The following is a 19,128-nucleotide window of genomic DNA, read 5'->3' on the forward strand; positions in this document are numbered from 1 at the left end:
GCTCGCTCTCGGACCTCTGGCGAATACTTCATTGCTTTGCTCATGACTCCATCCTCTCAAGAGTTGGAGCCTCCGGGAATCCCGGGGCGGTTCACTTACTCCCTGACATGCAATTTCAGGGCGCAGCTCAGGCCTATTGCAGTCGATGGCAACGATTGGTTTTCAGCTGTCGGCTTGTTAACCACAGATGGGGTGTTTTCGTCGGCTACAACCGATTGCGACGATGCAGCCGGACATAACGTTAAGTGTTTGGACCGGCATCGATTGCAGCGCGCTTGGAGCGAATAACGCCAGTTGCGCGCTTCGCTGTTTCCTTGCCTATGGTCAGGAACCTCCTGATTGAGCGGGTTCGCGGCGATGGGCATAGTGGCGGCCATCATCGAGCGAGCACCATGACTGCCACGCATCCTCAACTTATCGGCGCACTTCTCAAGGGCATACGACGCGCCGAATCCGCGCGTGCAGCCTCGGTTGCTTACCGCGCCGAGCAGATGCGTTTTGGTTACGGCACGCCGGACGATGCGGGCAAGGTGCTGGAGATGTTCGCGCTGGATTCCGAGCAGATCCGCGAGTTGGGGCTGGTGGGGGTGGAAGAGCTGGGGGAGGCGGTCTGCCACGCCTGGTCCATCAACGCCGGCGAGCTGGAGCGGGTGGTGCAGTGGTTTTCGGCGCCCAGGGTCGAGTTTGTCGGCAAGCACTGCGGTGAGCTGATCCGGGCCGGGCGTATCGGGCCGGTGCTGACCATGGCCCGCGAGCACGCCTTGCTGCGCCATCGCTGAGCGAAGCCCGACTCAGGCACGCCTGCCGCTTTACGCTAGCCGGCGCAACGGCAATACTCGCTGATCCTTCCAACCTTAGTTTTGCCAATGCGCCAGGTTCCGCCCGCTTCACCCTCTGCCGCCGCCAAAGCCCAATTGCTGGAAGAGCTGCGCAAGCTCGAGCAGGAAGAAGCCCAGCTGAAGTATGCCCAGACGCTGGAAGCCTTCGACCAGGTGGTCGAGGTGTTGACCCAGTTCGGTAGCCGCTTCAATGCCAAGCAGAAGTCCCAGATCGCCTCGCTGGCGATGACCGGCAAATCCAAGGGGCCGCTGTCGTCCACGGGCGAGGTGGTGGCCAAATACTGGATTCCGCATTCCGGCGAGACCTGGTCCGGTCGTGGTCGCACGCCGCGTGCGTTCAAGGCCTGGGAAGGCACCAGCTCCTACAAGGAGTGGAAGGCCAATCATCCGGACAAGCGATTCCCGCTGTATCCCGGCTGAGCTCCTGGGTGTTCGAGGCCTGGCTGAGAGCGTTGGTCGAAAGCTCTGGCGCCAAGCGATTCACGGCATTTGCGCACTTTCCTGTGTCGCTGTCGCGTCCGCGCTGCATTCAAGGCGCTGCCGGGTCGTGCGATCAACGCTGGATGCGATCATGCGTGCCGACGTCGCCGTGCCCTAAACCGAACGCGGAGAGTTGTGCGCTCAGCCTGCCGTGGTGATGTGGTTGTTTGAGTGCATTGCTTTGCACTCAACCGCGGGTTCCATTGAGAGATTCGAAATGCGGGACCGCCGGCTGTGGCGGGCTCGGCTTTTGTCAGTTCGTTGCTCGATCAACGATAAACAACGCGTGATAACGCGATAGGTGCTGTGCCAGGCCGCATCGCCGCGTGGGTCGCTGATACCAGTCCACTATTTCAAGTGCCTTGGCAAACAAGGCAACCTAAGCTCCACCTGCATCTGCGACATCGCCAGCAGCGCTTCTGCGTGTAATGCGTTCGACGCAGGGGCTGGAATCACCGCAACGTTGTAACCGCGTACGCACTGCAGCATCGGCATCGATGGAGGGGTAGCGCAGATCCTGTTCAAACCGAGGCCTCCAGCACACATGTGGAAGCATAAAAAAACGCGCGGCCTGCCGCAGTTCCGGCAGGCCGCGCGTTCGTGTCACCGCGTCCGTATCACTGGTCGTTCTGGCACTCGAATACCGACACGCTGCGTGGCGGGGCCAGGAACTCGCTGGCGCCGGCCGGCATCATGTCCACTTCCAGCGCTTCGTCGGTCGAGAGCACCAGCTTCCAGTGCACCGGCTCGTCGGTCGAGGGCAGGGTGAAGGTCACGCCTTCGTGGTAGGCATTGATCACGATCAACAAGGTGGCGTCGTTGGCCAACTCCTTGACGCCGGAGGTCTGTGCCTTGCCTTCCAGCAGCAGTCCCACCGAGCGCGCGCCGGCATCGGTCCAGTGCGCATCGTCCATCTCGATGCCGCCCGGATTGAGCCAGGTGAGATCGCGCAGGCCTGCTTCCTCGTTGTACTGGCCGTTGAGGAAGCGGCCGCGCGACAGGATCGGATAGCGCTTGCGCAACTGCGTCAGTGCCTTGACGAAATCAGTCAGGCGGCCATCGGTCGGGTCGTTTTCCCAGTCCAGCCAGGTGATCTCGTTGTCCTGGCAATAGGTGTTGTTGTTGCCGCCCTGCGACTGCGCACGTTCGTCGCCGGCGAGCATCATCGGCGTCCCTTGCGCGAGCAGCAGCGTGGCGAGCAGGTTCTTCATCTGCCGCTCGCGGATCTGCAGCACGTCCGCATTATCGGTATCGCCTTCCTCGCCGTAGTTGCAGGAACCATCGTTGGACGAGCCGTCGCGATTGTCCTCGCCATTGGCGATGTTGTGCTTTTCGTTGTAGCTCACCAGGTCGCGCAGGGTGAAACCATCGTGCGCGGTGATGAAGTTGACCGATGCCCACGGGCGGCGGCCGCGACGATCGAACAGATCCGCCGAGCCGGTGAAGCGGGTAGCGAATTCGGCAAGCTTGCCATCCTCGCCCTTCCAAAACTCGCGGGCGTTGTCGCGGAACTTGTCGTTCCATTCCGACCAGCCCGGCGGAAAGTGACCGACCTGGTAGCCGCCGGGGCCGCAGTCCCAGGGTTCTGCAATCAACTTGACCTCCGACAGCAACGGATCCTGATTGCAGGCATCCAGGAAACCGCCGCGCTGGTCGAAGCCGCTCGGCTCGCGTCCCAGGATCGTGGCCAGGTCGAAGCGGAAGCCGTCCACATGCATTTCGCCTGCCCAATAGCGCAGCGAGTCGTTGACGAACTGGATCACCCGCGAGTTGCTCAGGTTGAGCGTGTTGCCGGTGCCGGTATCGTTGATGTAGTAGCGCTTGTCTTCGGCAAGGCGGTAATAACTGGCGTTGTCGATGCCCTTGAACGACAGCGTCGGGCCCAGCTCGCTGCCTTCGGCGGTGTGGTTGTAGACCACGTCCAGGATCACTTCCAGACCCTGCTTATGCATGGCCTTGACCATGTCGCGGAATTCGTCGCGATGCCCGCTGGACAGGTAGCGCGACTTCAGCGCAAAGAAGCCGATGGTGTTGTAGCCCCAGTAGTTGCGCAGGTCCTTGTCCAGCAGATGCTGGTCGTCCAGGTAGGCATGCACCGGCAACAGCTCCACCGCAGTGATGCCCAGGTCCTTGATGTATTGCAGCACCTGCGGCTGTGCCAGGCCGGCGAAGGTGCCGCGCACGGCTTCCGGTACCTGCGGGTTGCGCATGGTGTAGCCACGCACATGGGTTTCGTAGATCACCGTCTCGTTCCACGGCGTGAGCAGGCGTGCGTCGTCTTCCCAGTCGTAGGTGTCTTCGACCACCACACACTTGGGCATGAACGGCGCACTGTCGCGCTCGTCGAAGCTGAGATCGCCATCCGGGTGACCCACGGTGTAGCCGTAGAGTTCGTCCGCCCAGATCAGCTCGCCATCCATCTCGCGCGCATACGGGTCCATCAACAGCTTGTTGTGGTTGAAGCGGTGGCCTTCGGTGGGCTCGTACGGACCGTGCACGCGATAGCCGTAGCGCTGGCCGGGTTTGACGTCGGGCAGATAGCCGTGCCAGATCTCGTTGGTGTATTCCGGCAGATCCACCCGCACTTCGGTGCCCTGTTCGTCGAACAGGCACAGCTCCACGCGTGTGGCATGCGCGGAAAACAACGCAAAATTGGTGCCCTGGCCATCGAAGACCGCGCCGCGTGGAAACGGGCGCCCTTGGCGGATGCGGGAAGGGTTGGCATAAGCCGCGCTTGCTGGACGTCGCATTGAGAGTCTCGGGTGCGCCGGCATGCCGGCATTGAGGGAACTCAAGCATTGCGGGTTGCGCTGTGCAAACTGCGTCACGACGACAGGGGGGCGGCGTGAGGGCGGTCGCTGCGGCGTGCGGCGGCCGGTCATTCCGACCGAGGTGACGGAAGCGCGCGCGCTGACGCGGATGAGCTGAGACGTTGAGTCGCGCATGTCTGCTGCGTTGTCTGCGCGACTGTCGCGGGCAAACCTGCGCCGTGCATCACCTCTGCCGAGGTACGTCAGCGCGCTTGAGCGCTGCGCAGCCGCCCTGCTAGCATCCGGGCCGTCGCAGCCACGCCGCGTGTGCAGAGTTACAGCTGCCTTGCTGCGTCGTTTCCACCTCCCATCCTCGGGGCCGTCGCACACCCGTCGAACGCAACGTGCAGGGCAGGGACGCTGCCCGGGCGTGCAATCGGCTGGCGACCTACGGACTTGGGTCACTCCGTCATCAGACTCCGACCATGTCCAGGCCGCGCCGTACACCTGCCGCGATGAAAATCGCCATTCTTTCCCGCAACAGCAAGTTGTATTCGACCCGGCGGCTCATCGAGGCCGGGCGCAAGCGTGGCCACACCGTGCGCATCCTCGACCCATTGCGCTGCTACATGCGCATCGCCGCCGACGGTTTCAGCCTGCACTACAAGGGCAAGCCGATCACCGGGTTCGATGCGGTGATCCCGCGCATCGGCGCCTCGGTCACGCGCTATGCCACCGCCGTATTGCGCCAGCTCGAATTCATGGGCACCTACACGCCCAACCCGTCCGACGCCATCCTGCGCTCGCGCGACAAGTTGCGCGCGCATCAGTTGCTGGCCGCGCAAGGCATCGACATGCCGGTGACGGTGTTCGGCGACAACCCGGACGACACCCAGGATCTGCTGTCGATGCTCGGCCCGCCGCCGCATGTGGTGAAGTTGAACGAGGGCGCGCAGGGCGCCGGGGTGATCCTCACCGAGAAAGCCAGTGCCTCGCGCGGCGTGGTCGAGGCGCTGCGCGGGCTGTATGCCAACTTCATCGTGCAGGAATTCATCGGCGAGGCCGAGGGCGCGGACCTGCGCTGCTTCGTGGTCGGCGACCGGGTGGTTGCCGCCATGCGCCGGCAGGCGGCCGAGGGCGACTTCCGCTCCAACCTGCATCTGGGCGGCAGCGCTGCGGTGGCCCAGGCCACCGAGCAGGAGCAGGAGGTCGCAGTACGTTCGGCGCGCGCGCTGGGCCTGGCCGTAGCCGGCGTGGACCTGATCCGCTCCAGGCGCGGGCCGCTGGTGCTCGAGGTCAATTCGACCCCCGGACTGGAAGGCGTGGAAGGGGTCTGCGAGGTGGACGTGGCGGCGGCGATCATCCAGCACCTGGAGCAGTCGATCCGCTGATCGGGCCGGGGAGTGTTATTAGCAAAAATTTAACGAAAATATAATCCTTTGCTCGCTAGCCTCATCCGACCGTAGCTCCGCTCTCGGCAGTGACGGTGATCGGAATGAACTTTTGGCCCAAGTGCGTTGTCGCACTTGGGCCTTTTTATGTGGCGGCTTGCTGCCCCCAGACTTGGCGTCTACATTCGCTGATGTTAAATCGCTCAGGCACACAAGGAGGCGTCGGCATGGCAAGGCAAGTCAGCATCGCAACGCTGCTCGGCGCGATCGGTTTCCTGGTTGGCCCTGCCTGCGCAATGGCGGTCGATGGCGGCGCGCCGTCCAAGCCGACGGCGCAGCAGGTGCCTGATGACCTGCACAAACGCCAGAAGCACTCCGAGATCAGTCAGGGTGAGCGCGTTAAGGTGACGGTGTCGCTTGATCGCAGCGACGCCGCGTTGGAGGCGCAGCGGGGTGTCGCCGCGCTGCAGTCGGACCGGCGCGCCGCGGTGCCTGGCGATCAGGCGTTCGTCACCCAGATTTCGACCAAGGCAGGCGAAAATGGCGGCCTAATCGCAGGCGCGCGCGTGCACTTGGTTCGCAGGTGAGTATCAGACAGGGCATGCCCGCCGCCGAGCGCCGCCGTCAGACGACTGTGAGTCAGGACGACATTTCTCGGCGCCAGCGCTAAAAACAGCTTAATCAATGAGGTTCCAGTGCGAATTCTAGTAATCGAAGACAACAGCGATATCGCCGCCAACCTGGGCGACTATCTCGAAGACCGCGGCCATACGGTGGACTTTGCCGCCGACGGCGTGACCGGTCTGCACCTGGCCGTGGTGCACGAGTTCGACGCCATCGTGCTCGACCTCAACCTGCCCGGCATGGATGGCATCGAGGTGTGCCGCAAGCTGCGCAACGAAGCGCGCAAGCAGACCCCGGTACTGATGCTCACCGCACGCGATTCGCTGGACAACAAGCTGGCCGGCTTCGACTCCGGCGCGGACGACTATCTGATCAAGCCGTTCGCGCTGCAGGAAGTGGAAGTGCGGCTCAATGCGCTGTCGCGCCGTGGCAAGGGCGTGCACACCCGCGTGCTGGAAACCGGCGATCTGGAATACAACCTGGACACGCTGGAGGTGCGTCGTCGCGGCAAGCTGCTGCAGCTCAACCCCACTGCGCTGAAGATCCTGCAGTCGCTGATGGAAGCCTCGCCGGCCGTGGTCACCCGCCAGGAGCTGGAAACCCGCGTCTGGGGCGAAGAACTGCCCGATTCGGACTCGCTGCGCGTGCATATCCACGGCCTGCGCGCAGTGGTCGACAAGCCCTTTGACGTGCCGATGATCCAGACCCGTCACGGCATCGGCTATCGCATCGCCTCGCCCGATGCCTGAAAGCAATAACGGCGCGCGGCCCGCCCGCAGGCGTGGCCGCTACCGGCGGCGCCTGCGCAGCCGCATCATCCTGTCGTTCGTGTTGTTTGGCTTCTGCCTGACCACGCTGTTCGCCTTCGCCACCAACTGGGCGCGCTCGCGCGTGGAAACCCAGCTGGTCGAAGACGTGATGAACCGCAATATCGACGCTTTTGCGCAGCGTTTCTATTCCGACCCGCTGCGTAACCCCGACCTGCCGGTGCAGCAGATGCGCGGGCGGGTGGTCAAAAGCGACAAGTTCGAAGCGTTGCGGCTGGAACAGCCGGAGTGGTATCAGTTCCCGGACGGCATCCACACCATCTCCGGCGTGGACGAAAACGGCAACGCGTATTCGTACAAGCTGGCGGTGCGCAAGACGCCGAGCGAGTGGTTCTTCCTCGCCTACGACATGACCCAGACCATCAAGGGCGAGATCCAGCTCAAGCGCACCTTGATGCTCTCGGTGCTGGTGTTCAGCGGCTTCTCGCTGTTGATCGGCTGGTGGTCCGCATCCAAGGTCATGCGCCCGGTGTCGGATCTGGCCGCACGCCTGCGCGCCTATCGCGGCGGCACCAGCGAGCCCAAGCCGCTGGCCGCGCACTTCCCGGACGACGAAGTGGGCCAGCTTGCCGAAGCGCTGGACGATTACTCGGCCCGCCTCACCGAAGTGGTGCAGCGCGACCGCGAGTTCAATGCCGACGTCAGCCACGAACTGCGTACCCCGCTGGCGGTGATTCGCGGCGCCACCGAACTGCTGCTCAGCAAGCCCAATCTCGACGAAAAGATGCTGCAACGCCTGCAGCGTATCCAACGCGCCGAACTGCAGTGCAGCGACCTGATCGGCTCGCTGCTGCTGCTCTCGCGCAATGAACGCGGGCAGGGCAGCAGCAATGTCGCCAAGGTGGCCGAGCAACTGATCGACGCGCACCGCGCCCAGCTGGGCGGCAAGCAGCTGGAGCTGCTGCTGGAAGGCGAGCGCGATCTGGTCATCGATGCGCCCGAATCTGCCTTGTCGGTGGCGCTTGGCAACCTGATCGGCAATGCGGTCAAGTACACCCAGGACGGCCAGGTGCGCGTGCGCGTGCTTGGCGATGCGGTGGAAGTGATCGACTCCGGCCCCGGCCTGAGTGAGGAAGACGCCGCCAAACTGTTCCAGCGCGGCTACCGCGGCACCCACGCCGGCCACTCGCAAGGCGGCGGCATCGGCCTGTCGATCGTCAGCCGGCTGTGCGACCTCTACGGCTGGCGCGTCAGCGTGCGCCCAGGCCAGCAGCGCGGCGTCATCGCAACATTAGCCTTCCATCGCTAACCACCACCCGCACTCCCGTAGGAGCGCACCCGGGCGCGACCGCTTTACAAGTATGGCCCGGCGACGCAATAGATAATATCTTCCCCTACTCGACCCGCAACGCATTGCCCGGCAGTTCAGGCCAGTCCACAGGCACTCAACGTTGCAGATCGGACAGGTCCGATGGCATCAGCTGGCGGTAGTGCAGCACCGTCAAGATATCCACCTGCGTTGGCCTGACCCGGTAGATTAGTCGGTAAGGGCGTTCCAGCAACTCCCGCACCTCGGCTGGTGCGTAGCGCGCCAGCAATCTGCCCATCGCGGGCGAATGACCGAGCTCCAAAGCACGCCGCGCCAGAGCAATTGGTACCGTGCTCGCTACCAGCGGCGCATGTTCCTTAAGGTAAGCCTGGATTTCCAGCAACCGAGCTTGGGCGCCCGGCGTCCAATAGACCTTCACGCAGACAATTCAAGCTGCCGAAGCACATCCTCAGCAGCAATCAACTGAGCGCCGTCGGCCTCTGCGATCCCCTTTTCGATGGCTCGGTGGAGTGCAGCCTGATAGATCAGGTCTTCCCAGCGCGCATCTTCCGGCAATGCATCCACCAACTGGTGAGCTTGCTGTTTAAAGAGAGCGGACATGGCAGGCACCTCACGACGAGTTGGTTCGATTCTAGTCCCCTCGCGTCATTAGAGCGAGAATCGCTGGGACGATCGCGGTATGTCTGTCGGCGGCCGCTCATTGCGTGCCAGAGCGCTCCACCGTCACCACCAACTCGCCCTCGCGCGCAATGATCTGCAGTTTGCAGCCAACCGCAAACCCCAACTGCTCCAGCCACAACCCGCGCAAACGCACGCTGGGAATCCGCTGGCTGTGCGGCCGGCCGGGTTCTGCATCGTAGAACGCATAGCCCACCGTGCAGCGCGTGGGCGTGCGTGCCTTGCGCGGCGGCCGCGGCGGCAGATCGTCCGCGCGAGGCCTGTGGCGACGGCCGAAGTCGGGGTTGTCCACATCGAACGTGGGCGAGGGCACCAGCCGCATGGGCTGCGCGTCCTTTACCGGCGTCGTCGCCCGCTTGGCGGTAGCGGGGCGCTTGGCGATTGGTTTGGACCGATTGGAGCTTGGAGGCTTCGTTCGGCTCATAGCCTCACCTCCGCCAGCACCACGGGGCGACGACGCCCACCAGCCAATACCGATACATTTGCCATCACAACGCCTCCTACGAAGAACAGGCACCGTCGCCGGCCGGCGACGGGATGTCGGGAGGTTAGGAACCGTGCATAGTCGGCGGGCATATTCCTCCCGAAGGAGTGTTGTATTAGCCGCCCTCCCGACGCAGGCATCGCGTCGGCTTGCACCTGCGAACAGGCACAAAAAACCCACCGGTTTGACGGAGGTGGGTGCCGCTATGCACAGAGTTTCTACGCTCCTTGAGGTGGAGATTGCTACTGGTTGTTTGCAATGTCAATGCAGCAACTAAATGCGGTCGGGGTTAGTGCGTTGATTTGGCTTCGACTGCGTCAAGCTGCCTGGGCGACATGCCACGCATGCCGGAGGAGCGGTGCGCGGAGGGAACGGACGCCATGCAGCGTGTGCCACGGAACTCGCCGCCGATCACGGCAGCCGGCTACCCGTTGGAGCATCGTGGGTGCCCGCCGTGGACGTCAGCGCCCGCTGCGATGCGTCTGTGGCACTGCCCTGTAGGTCGCATCCAGGCGTCGCGCTTGTTGCGCCAAGTGGTCCGTGTTGCCTTCGTTGCTGACGATGTCATCGGCAATTGCCAAGCGTTGTGCGCGGGATGCCTGCGCGGCAATCATCTGATCGGCAAGCACCGATGTGCTCCCGTCGCGTTGCATCAGGCGAGCATGTTGGAGCCACACCGGCACATCGACGACGAGAATGCGGTTTAGCCAGGCATAGGTCGCTCGTCCGCCCGCTTCGGTCAGCAGGGGAATCGCGACGATCGTATAAGGGCCCACGGCTGCCAGCGCGGCGCGCTGCAGTTCTGCGCGAATGGCGGGGTGGGTGATCGCTTCCAGCGCTTTCCGTTGGACTGGATCGGCGAAGACGATCTTGCGCAGCGCTTGGCGGTCCAGCGTTCCATCCGGTAACAGAATCTCGCGGCCGAACTGCTCGGTAATGGCGTCGAGAATGGAGCCAGGCGCCACGACCTGCCGCGCAACAACATCCGCGTCAATGACCGGCACACCAAGCTTCTCGAACTCGGCGGCCAGGGCGCTCTTGCCGGAGGCGATGCCACCCGTGAGGCCGACGATGAAGTCGCTCATCGTCGTGCCCCGGTCAACGCAGGCCTGCGAAGTGCAGGTAGCCGTCCACCAGATCGTTGCCCCAGAAGAACACCACCCAGCCGGCGATGGCCAGGTAGGGGCCGAACGGGATCGGGGTGGCGCGGTCGCGGCCCTTGGCCACCAGCCAGATCGAGCCCAGGATGGCACCGACCAGCGAGGAGATCAAAATGATTGGCAGGATGCCCTTCAGCCCAGACCAGGCACCGAGCGCGGCCAACAGCTTGAAGTCGCCGTGACCCATGCCTTCCTTGCCGGTGAGCTGCTTGAACAGCCACCACACCGTCCACAGCGAGACATAGCCAACCGCCGCGCCCAGCAGGGCGGGCTTGGCCGGCATGTAGAGGTTGTCCATCGAGCCGACCAGGCCCAGCCACATCAGCGGCAGGGTCAGCTGGTCCGGCAGCAGCTTGTGGCGCAGGTCGATGCCCGACATCGCCACCAGGAAGCAGCTCAATACGATCGCGCCGAAGCCCTGCCAGCCGAAGCCGAACCGCCAAACGCTGGCCACGCAAAGGATGGAGGTCAGCAACTCCACCAGCGGATACTGGATGGAGATCGGCTTGCCGCTGTAGCGCGACTTGCCGCGCAGCATCAGCCAGCTGAAGAGCGGAATGTTCTCCCACCACTTGAGCTTGTCGCCGGTGACCGGGTCGTGCGAGGGCTCCACCACGATGCCCGGCGGCGGCGGCTCATAGATGTCCGGCAGCTCCAGGATCTCGCGCGCATCGCGCCGCCACTGCCACTCCATGCGCTTGGGCAAGCGCAGGATCACTACGTTCAGGAAGCTGCCGATCAGCAGTCCCAGTCCGGCCGCGGCGGGAAAGCCGAGACCGGGATGCTGGTCGAGAAATGCCATTACGTCTTATCCAACCACTGCGCCGAGTTTGAAGATCGGAAGATACATGCCGATGACCATGCCGCCTACGATGGTGCCAATGAATACCATGATCATCGGTTCCAACAAGCTGCTAAGCGCATCTACGGCGTTGTTGACCTCCTGCTCGAAGTACTCGGCAACCTTGAACAGCATCGCGTCCAGCGCGCCCGCTTCTTCACCGATTGCAGTCATCTGGATCACCATATGGGGGAACAGGTTGACCTGCTTCATTGCCATATTGACCGGATAGCCCACCGATACGTCGTCACGCATGCGCAGCACTGCTTCTTCATAAACTTTGTTGCCGGTGGCCCCCGCAACAATGCCAAGTGCTTCCACGAGCGGCACACCAGCCTTGAAGGTCACGGCAGTCGTACGCGCAAACCTTGCGATGGAACTGTTATGCATAATTTGACCGATGACGGGCACCTTCAAAATCAGGCGATCCATCCCATGTTGCATGTGAGGTGAGCGCTTGTAGGCGAAGATGAAGCAGGTAATCGCACCACCGATAACGAGCAGCATCAGCCACCAGTAGCTGATCGTGAAGCGAGATGTTGCAACGATCATCTGCGTGAAGGCGGGAAGTTCGGCTCCAAACCCTTTAAAGACTTCTTCGAACTGTGGAACAACAAAAATGAGCAAAATTGCGCTAACAATGAGGGCGACTGCAACGACCATTGCGGGGTAGAAGAGAGCCTTTTTGATCTTGCCTTTCAGCGCCTCGATGTTTTCTTTGTAATTGGCCACTGTGTCTAACACTGTCTCCAGCACGCCTGCGCCCTCTCCTGCGCGGACAAGGTTGCGGTAGAGCTCGTCAAACTGAACGGGATGTTTGCTGATGGACTCGTAGAGCGAGGATCCGCCCTCAATATCTGTCCTGATCTGGCCGACCATTTTTTTCATGCGTGGGTTCTTGTGTCCCTCGCCAATGATCTCCAACGAACTGACGATCGGCACGCCCGACTTCATCATCGTCGCCATCTGGCGGCTAAAGAACGCAATGTCTTTGGCGGTAATTTTTTTGCCCGCTGCTCCGAACAGGGGCTTCGGCTTTTGCTTCACCATGCTGGGCACGATGCCCTGACGGCGCAGCTCTGCTCGCAACATATTGGCGTTGCGGGCTGTCTGCTCTCCCTTCATCTTCACGCCACGCTTGTCAGCCCCTTCCCAAATGAAGGTCTGTAGCATGCTGGTGTTCCGGTCGACCGGTTGCTTCTTGATGGCGCTACGCGCGACTGACATGTTGGGCTCCCCAAATCCAGCCATCCCCAGGCCGGAGTACGCAATGATGGTAGCGTGTTTGCTAGGCAAGGGCATCATATCAATCGATGGACCCGCGGCGTCTTGAGACGTGACCACTCGTAGTCGGAATCTGACCTTGCGCGTCACATGGTTATCCCGGTCGCAGCTGAAGGCAGAGGAGCTTTCATTTGCCGAAATGCCTGGCATCATTGCCCCGGGGAGAAGAAGCAAACGGGGGCCGCTGATTGGCACGTAATCTGCATATCCCGATTTGCACACACGCCCTGCTCGGGCGCGCCAAGTGCCTGGGCCGGAGATTTCGGTAAATTCACAACCTCTAGGGGATGCATCCATGAAGAAGCAGCAAGGCTTTACACTTATTGAACTGATGATCGTGGTCGCGATCATCGCCATCCTGGCCGCCATCGCGCTGCCGGCTTACCAGGATTACACCATCCGCTCGCGTGTCTCTGAAATGGCTGTGCTCGCCTCCGGTGCCAAGGCGACGATTGGTGAGAATATTGCCAATGAGAATGCGATTAATGCCAATGCGTGTCGCGGAGTTGCTACGTTTACTACCGCCACGGCAAACACTGCTTCCCTGGCGTGTGCCACCGGTACTATTACTGTCACTGGTACGAGTAAGGCTGCGGGCGTCGTTCTGACCTACGTTCCGACCCTTGTGGACGCAGGCATCAGGTGGACCTGTTCGTCTGCCAGTTCTGCTAAGTACCTGCCGGCCGAATGCCGTTCGGGCACCTAATATTCGTTCTGTAGAAGTGTTCAAAGAAGCCCCGCAATGCGGGGCTTCTTTTTATGGAGGGCAGGGCATCGTGTGTTGGGGGAAATGTGCGCCGGTTGGAGTGGTGCTTCTGGTGGTGGGGAGTCTGTCGCCACTCGCTGTGCTGTTGGCTGTGTGCGGGGATGGCATCCTGATCTCTGTACTGTATGCCGTGGCTGGGTTGAGTATTTCTGTTTCGATGCTACGAAGGCTGCCGCGCCTAACCTGCACTTGGCTGGCACTCATCAGTGTAGGCGCGATTCTGCAGGTTGAGATGCTGCTGCGCTTCGGGGGAATGGTGGACGTCAACGCGCTCGCTCTGGTCTCCGAGACCACCAGTGGCGAAGCTTTGCCTTTGCTGTACTCAGTGCCTGTACGCCTTCTGTTTGGCTGGGGGCTGATTGTTGTGATCTGGGTAGGGCTGATGCTATGGCCGCCTCAACTTTTGCGATGGCCGGGCAGGCGGCTTGCATTATTCGGCGGTGGCGTATGTGCGGCGCTGCTGGCAATCGTCGTTGCGTTCGAAGGCTTGCACGAGACGCCGATGGATGCTGCTTTCGATCAGCCATCCTTGGAACGCATGGAGGCCTTGCGGCGGGGGTACCCGACGGGGATGCCGTTGGTCATCTGGGAGTATTTCCGGCAGCGTCGAGAATTGGTCGCTGCTGATGCCGGCCTTGAAAGCTTTCGGTTCGGAGCCAGCCGCTCGTTGGTGGGGGGCTGGCCACGGCGTGTGCATGTGCTGGTGATCGGCGAGACAGGTCGAGCCGATCATTGGGCGCTGAACGGCTACAGTCGTGACAGTACGCCTCGGCTTTCGAGTCGCAATGACCTGATCAGCTTTACGAGGTTCTACTCGCGGGCCACCTTCACCCGGCTGTCGGTGCCTGTGATTCTGAGCCGCAAGCCGCCGGGTTCGGTCGAAGCTACCTTCGGTGAGCGCTCGTTGTTGCAGGCGGCCCGCGAAGCCGGCTATCACACGGTGTGGCTCTCCAATCAGGCGTCGATGGGGTTCCACGATTCGCCTATTACGGTTCTAGCCAAGGATGCCGATGAGGTGCGCTTTGTTAGCCCGGTCGACTATCGCCACGCAGGCGTCCGCGACGAGGATCTGCTACTGCACGTCAGGCGTCTCCTTGCCGCCGACCAGCGCGATCTGTTCCTGGTGATCCACACGATGGGCAGTCACTTCCGCTATCGGGACCGGTACCGCCCCGAGGATGCGGTCTTCCTGCCGGACAAGCCGGAACATGGCGATGCCAGGTTGTATGACCCGGATCACAAGGAGTACTTGGTCAATGGATACGACAACTCGATCCGCGCCACCGATCGCTTCCTTGATGGCCTGATCGGTCAGCTCGGGAAACTTGATGCTGCATCCTGGATGTTCTATGTCGCCGATCACGGCGAGGCGCTGTTCGATGACTGTCGCGCCGAAAGCGGGCACGGTCAATCATCACCAGCGACCCATCACGTCGCCGCGGTATGGTGGGGATCTGAGGCCTACCTCAAGCACGCGCCGGAAGCCGTTCGGAATCTGAGCGCGAATGCCGACGCGATGTTATCTACCTCCATGGTCTTCGACACCACGACCCGATTGGCGGGTATCGACGTGCCCGGCTACCGCCAATCGCACGATTTTTCCTCGGCAAAGCCTGGTATTCCGCTCGATATCGCGTCGCTGCCGCTCAATGTTCCCCGCTGTCGCTGAATAGGAGTTCGTGTTGAACGGTTCATCAACGAATGTGTCCGGGAAAGCGGGGTGGATTTCATCCTTGGGCGTGTTGTTTTTCCTCTCCGGTGCTGCGGCATTGATTTACCAGGTGAGCTGGCAGCGTGTCCTTTTTTCGGGTCTGGGAGCGGACACGCTGTCTGTCGCAGTCATCGTCTCGGTATTCATGCTAGGGCTTGGGCTCGGGGCGCTGATCGGGGGCTGGGCCGCAGACCGCGCCACAAGTCCACTGCGATGGTTCCTCGCAGTGGAGCTTGGTATTGCGTGTTATGGCGTATGTAGTGTCGCTGTAATCGATCTGGTCATGATGCATGTTGGTGGGCTTGGGCATGGGGTCGTCGTGTTCGGTGCACTGTTTGCGTTGATCGTGCCGACAACCTTGATGGGGATGACCTTGCCGATCCTGGTGATCCTACTGGACCGTGTTGTCCGCAACGTAGGTGAGGCAACAGGTTCGCTTTATCTCGCCAATACGATGGGCGCGGCATCGGGGGCCATCGGGACCGCTCTTTATCTTTTCCATATCATGGATTTGCGGCAGGTCACCTGGCTGGCGGCAGCCATCAATGCAGCGGTCGCCCTGGGCGGATGGTTTCTGGTACGGAGGGCGGCGGCATGAGCTTGAAATGGATGCCGCGGGGTGTTGCTTTCCTTGGGGGCGCGGCGAGTCTGGTGCAGGAAGTGCTGTGGGTGCGGCTTGCGGGATTCGCGACCGGTGGTCTGCCAGAGACCTTCGCGATGATCCTCGCGTTGTATCTTCTGGGTATCGCGATAGGAGCGCAGCTGGGGCGCCGCCTGTGCGTTGGCCGGGTCCTGGACATCAGGCATCGCGCGTCGCTAGTGCTGTTGCTGTCCGCGTTGGTCGATATTGCCGCCCCTTTCCTGTTTTCTTGGGGGATCGGTTTTCTTCCCGTGACTGTGGCAATGCTCCCTCTGGTGATCGCAACCGCTGCGCTGAAAAGCGCATTGTTCCCGGTGGTGCACCATCTGGGCAGCAATGATGCAGTGGCGTGGAAAGGGGGGTCGTTCTCCAAGGTCTACTTCGCCAATGTGGCGGGATGTACCCTCGGCCCACTGATCGTCACGCTCTGGCTGATGGACGTGATGGCGATGGAGCAGCTTTTCGTCGGTGTCGCCATTGTCACTGCGGTGGCGGGGATGTGGCTGGCCGGCCTTCGCTTACCGGCGGTGCCTGCAGTGGTGGTCGCGATTGCGGCACTTGTACTCCAGCCTGCATTGCCGGCGCTTGCCAGCCGCATCGTAATGGCGACGGGGGGGGCTCAGGCCGACTGGCTGCTTGAGCGCAAGGAAGGAATCATCCATACGATCGCCGACCCACAAGGAGACATCGTATTTGGCGGCAACGTGTACGACGGGCGCATCAACGTCGATCTGCGATCGAACAGCAACAAGATCGATCGTGTCTATGCAGCCATGGCGGCTGTGCCGAATCCCAAGCGTGTGCTCGTGATCGGTCTTAGCGGCGGCAGCTGGACGCGTGTGATTGCATCATTCCCGACTGTGGAGCGCGTGGACGTTGTCGAGATCCATCCGGGCTATCTCGAGTTGATCGCCGGTCACCCACAGGTCGCACCGATCCTGCAGGATCCGCGTGTCCACATCCATATCGACGACGGTCGTCGCTGGTTGAGGGCACAAGGGAGCGCGCGCTACGATGCGATCGTGGTGAACAGTACCTTCCACTGGCGTTCTGGTGCGACGATGCTTCTCTCGCGGGAGTTCTTTCGCTTGGTTGGCGCGCATCTGTCCGATTCGGGCGTAGCGTTGGTGAATGCCACCGGGTCTCCGGAGGTCCTCAAGACGGCAGCTTCGGAGTTTCCGCAGGCTTATCTGTTTGGCAACAGTGTCATCATATCACGGGGCGACTTTCGCGATACGCTTCGCGCTGGTGGCGAAGCCATTTACGCGACCCGAATGCATGGCCGGCCGGTGTTTGATCCGGCCAATGCGTCTGATGTGGCCGCTGTGCGGAAGGTCACCGCGGCCGATCTCGTAGGCGTTGATGTGGTGGAAGAGCGGGCCGGGCGATCAGTCGAGGTCAATACTGATCTGAGAATGTTGACCGAGTATAAATATGGAGCATCGTCCCGATGATCGGGGAGATGGGGACATCAGCGGGAATAAAACGATGAATTCAGTAGCTACCACCAACCTCGTTGGTATTACCGGCATCGCTCGTCGCCTTGTGCAGGATGGTGCCCTGGAGGAAGCCGCTGCGCGGACGGCAATGGAACAGGCGGCCGCTGCCAAGGTGCCGCTGCCGCAGTGGTTTGCCGAGAAGAAGCTGGTGTCGGCGTCGCAACTGGCGGCGGCCAATGCCGTGGAATTCGGCATGCCGCTGATGGATGTGTCTGTGTTCGACGCTAGCCAGAACGCAGTCAAGCTAGTCAGTGAGGAGTTGCTCCAGAAGCATCAGGTGCTGCCGCTGTTCAAGCGCGGCAACCGGTTGTTCGTGGGGGTGAGCAATCCGACCCAGACTAGAGCCCTGGACGACATCAAGTTCCATACCAATTTGGTGGTCGAGCCGATCCTGGTCGATGAGGACCAGATCCGCCGTACCTTGGAGCAGTGGCAGGCCAGCAACGCATCGTTGGGCGCGTCTCTCGGAGACGATGATGACGACATGGGCGACCTGGACGTGTCGGCCGGGGACGAGGACATGGGCGCCGGCGGGGATTCCGGGGTCGATGCCAAGGGCGACGACACGCCGGTGGTGAAGTTCGTCAACAAGGTGCTGGTGGATGCGATCCGGCGGGGAGCCTCCGACATCCACTTCGAGCCCTATGAAGACGACTACCGGGTGCGCTTGCGCATTGATGGGCTGCTGAAGAATGTGGCCAAGGCACCGGTAAAGCTGAACCAGCGCATCGCGGCGCGTCTGAAGGTGATGTCGCAGCTGGATATCGCCGAGAAGCGGGTGCCGCAGGACGGGCGCATCAAGCTCAACCTGTCCAAGACCAAGCAGATCGACTTCCGCGTGAGCACCTTGCCGACCCTGTTCGGCGAGAAGGTGGTGCTGCGTATCCTGGACGGCAGCGCGGCCAAGCTGGGCATCGAGAAGCTGGGCTACGAGGCGGACCAGCAGAAGCTGTTCCTGGAGGCAATCCACAAGCCGTACGGGATGGTGCTGGTGACCGGGCCGACCGGTTCGGGCAAGACGGTGTCGCTGTATACGGCACTCGGCATCCTCAACGACGAGACGCGCAACATCTCCACCGCCGAGGACCCCGTTGAAATTCGCTTGCCTGGCGTCAATCAGGTGCAGCAGAACAACAAGCGCGGCATGACCTTCGCCGCGGCGCTGCGCTCGTTCCTGCGTCAGGACCCGGACATCATCATGGTCGGCGAAATCCGCGACCTGGAGACGGCCGAGATTGCGATCAAGGCCGCGCAGACCGGTCACATGGTGCTGTCCACGCTGCATACCAACGATGCGCCGCAGACCATCGCGCGTTTGATGAACATGGGCATTGCCCCCTACAACATCACCTCGTCGGTGACCCTGGTGATCGCGCAGCGTCTGGCGCGGCGCCTGTGCAACAACTGCAAGCGCAAATCGACCTTGCCCGAGCATGCGTTGCTGGCGGAAGGCTTCACGCCGGCACAGATCGCTGCCGGGATCGAGCTGTATGAGGCGGTCGGCTGCGACGAATGCACCGAAGGCTACAAGGGCCGTACCGGTATCTACCAGGTGATGCCGATGACCGACGAGATCGGCGCGATCGTGCTGGAAGGCGGCAATGCGATGCAGATTGCCGAGGCGGCGCAGAGTATCGGCATCCGCGACCTGCGCCAGTCGGCGTTGGTCAAGGCCGCGCATGGCGTGACCAGCCTTGCCGAGATCAATCGGGTGACCAAGGACTGAGCGCCCTCATCCGCCCTTCGGGCACCTTCTCCCGCAGGCGGGAGAAGGGCAGTAGCGTGCTTTGCGTTGGTGGTGGTGCCTTGAGCCGCCCTCGGGCAGTTTATTGCGTCGACGTGAAAGGGCTGAGCGGCGGGGAGCTGGGATTGGGGATCAGGGAA

18 protein-coding genes are annotated in these 19,128 nt (G+C 61.9%); 11 read left to right on the forward strand and 7 right to left on the reverse strand.

All coding sequences use genetic code 11. The features are described 5' to 3' along the window. The first annotated feature begins 392 nt into the window (after positions 1 to 392). Positions 393 to 779, forward strand: coding sequence for a hypothetical protein (locus XarbCFBP7408_RS19510; RefSeq protein ID WP_104564381.1), 387 nt, complete (start codon positions 393 to 395; stop codon positions 777 to 779). 87 nt (positions 780 to 866) lie between these two features. After that, positions 867 to 1,259, forward strand: coding sequence for an H-NS family nucleoid-associated regulatory protein (locus XarbCFBP7408_RS19515; RefSeq protein WP_023904915.1), 393 nt, complete (start codon positions 867 to 869; stop codon positions 1,257 to 1,259). A 677-nt stretch (positions 1,260 to 1,936) separates the two neighbouring features. On the opposite strand, the gene glgX is transcribed toward XarbCFBP7408_RS19515, so the two are convergent. Continuing rightward, on the reverse strand, positions 1,937 to 4,069 hold the full coding sequence (gene glgX, locus XarbCFBP7408_RS19520; RefSeq protein ID WP_104564360.1) for a glycogen debranching protein GlgX: 2,133 nt from the start codon (positions 4,067 to 4,069) through the stop codon (positions 1,937 to 1,939). 485 nt (positions 4,070 to 4,554) lie between these two features. Between glgX and rimK the strand changes: the two genes are divergently transcribed. From rimK to XarbCFBP7408_RS19540, 4 genes are all read left to right on the forward strand, one after another. Beyond that, positions 4,555 to 5,460 (forward strand): 30S ribosomal protein S6--L-glutamate ligase, encoded by a 906-nt coding sequence (gene rimK, locus XarbCFBP7408_RS19525; protein WP_166767257.1) that lies wholly within the window; start codon positions 4,555 to 4,557, stop codon positions 5,458 to 5,460. A 227-nt stretch (positions 5,461 to 5,687) separates the two neighbouring features. Next, a complete protein-coding gene (locus XarbCFBP7408_RS19530; RefSeq protein WP_258072229.1) occupies positions 5,688 to 6,047 on the forward strand; it encodes a hypothetical protein in 360 nt (119 codons plus the stop codon). Positions 6,048 to 6,155: 108 nt separating this feature from the next. Further along, entirely contained in the window at positions 6,156 to 6,833 is a 678-nt protein-coding gene (locus XarbCFBP7408_RS19535; protein ID WP_006448355.1) for a response regulator transcription factor, read from the forward strand. After that, positions 6,826 to 8,160 carry a sensor histidine kinase gene (locus XarbCFBP7408_RS19540; protein WP_181106986.1) on the forward strand — a complete coding sequence of 445 codons (1,335 nt, stop codon included), beginning with the start codon at positions 6,826 to 6,828 and terminating at the stop codon, positions 8,158 to 8,160. The genes XarbCFBP7408_RS19535 and XarbCFBP7408_RS19540 overlap by 8 nt, the downstream gene beginning before the upstream one ends. 136 nt (positions 8,161 to 8,296) lie before the next feature. Here the strand turns inward: XarbCFBP7408_RS19540 and XarbCFBP7408_RS19545 are convergent, their stop codons facing one another. The 6 genes from XarbCFBP7408_RS19545 to XarbCFBP7408_RS19575 form a co-directional block, all read right to left on the reverse strand. Then, entirely contained in the window at positions 8,297 to 8,599 is a 303-nt protein-coding gene (locus XarbCFBP7408_RS19545; RefSeq protein ID WP_181106984.1) for a type II toxin-antitoxin system RelE/ParE family toxin, read from the reverse strand. Further along, positions 8,596 to 8,781, reverse strand: coding sequence for a hypothetical protein (locus XarbCFBP7408_RS19550; RefSeq protein WP_104564362.1), 186 nt, complete (start codon positions 8,779 to 8,781; stop codon positions 8,596 to 8,598). The genes XarbCFBP7408_RS19545 and XarbCFBP7408_RS19550 overlap by 4 nt, the downstream gene beginning before the upstream one ends. 97 nt (positions 8,782 to 8,878) lie before the next feature. Continuing rightward, positions 8,879 to 9,283, reverse strand: coding sequence for a SymE family type I addiction module toxin (locus tag XarbCFBP7408_RS19555; RefSeq protein ID WP_104564363.1), 405 nt, complete (start codon positions 9,281 to 9,283; stop codon positions 8,879 to 8,881). Between the two features lie 521 nt (positions 9,284 to 9,804). After that, positions 9,805 to 10,428 carry a dephospho-CoA kinase gene (gene coaE / locus XarbCFBP7408_RS19565; RefSeq protein WP_104564364.1) on the reverse strand — a complete coding sequence of 208 codons (624 nt, stop codon included), beginning with the start codon at positions 10,426 to 10,428 and terminating at the stop codon, positions 9,805 to 9,807. Between the two features lie 13 nt (positions 10,429 to 10,441). Further along, positions 10,442 to 11,305 carry a prepilin peptidase gene (locus XarbCFBP7408_RS19570; protein ID WP_104564365.1) on the reverse strand — a complete coding sequence of 288 codons (864 nt, stop codon included), beginning with the start codon at positions 11,303 to 11,305 and terminating at the stop codon, positions 10,442 to 10,444. Between the two features lie 6 nt (positions 11,306 to 11,311). Further along, positions 11,312 to 12,571, reverse strand: coding sequence for a type II secretion system F family protein (locus XarbCFBP7408_RS19575; protein WP_104564383.1), 1,260 nt, complete (start codon positions 12,569 to 12,571; stop codon positions 11,312 to 11,314). Between the two features lie 352 nt (positions 12,572 to 12,923). On the opposite strand from XarbCFBP7408_RS19575, the gene XarbCFBP7408_RS19580 reads away from it, so the two are divergent. The 5 genes from XarbCFBP7408_RS19580 to pilB all read left to right on the forward strand — a co-directional run bounded on the left by XarbCFBP7408_RS19580 (position 12,924) and on the right by pilB (position 18,970). Next, on the forward strand, positions 12,924 to 13,334 hold the full coding sequence (locus tag XarbCFBP7408_RS19580) for a pilin (RefSeq protein WP_104564366.1): 411 nt from the start codon (positions 12,924 to 12,926) through the stop codon (positions 13,332 to 13,334). Positions 13,335 to 13,551: 217 nt separating this feature from the next. Beyond that, on the forward strand, positions 13,552 to 15,063 hold the full coding sequence (locus XarbCFBP7408_RS19585; RefSeq protein WP_429001415.1) for a phosphoethanolamine transferase: 1,512 nt from the start codon (positions 13,552 to 13,554) through the stop codon (positions 15,061 to 15,063). A gap of 70 nt (positions 15,064 to 15,133) precedes the next feature. Further along, complete coding sequence (locus XarbCFBP7408_RS19590) at positions 15,134 to 15,703, forward strand: hypothetical protein (RefSeq protein WP_258072236.1); 570 nt, start codon at positions 15,134 to 15,136, stop codon at positions 15,701 to 15,703. Continuing rightward, a complete protein-coding gene (locus tag XarbCFBP7408_RS19595; RefSeq protein ID WP_104564368.1) occupies positions 15,673 to 17,199 on the forward strand; it encodes a hypothetical protein in 1,527 nt (508 codons plus the stop codon). Before XarbCFBP7408_RS19590 ends, XarbCFBP7408_RS19595 begins: the two co-directional genes overlap by 31 nt. Before the next feature lie 34 nt (positions 17,200 to 17,233). Then, a complete protein-coding gene (pilB, locus tag XarbCFBP7408_RS19600) occupies positions 17,234 to 18,970 on the forward strand; it encodes a type IV-A pilus assembly ATPase PilB (RefSeq protein WP_104564369.1) in 1,737 nt (578 codons plus the stop codon). Positions 18,971 to 19,128: the final 158 nt, after the last annotated feature.

It is taken from the genome of Xanthomonas arboricola pv. guizotiae (assembly GCF_002940205.1).
Lineage (GTDB): Bacteria > Pseudomonadota > Gammaproteobacteria > Xanthomonadales > Xanthomonadaceae > Xanthomonas > Xanthomonas arboricola_C.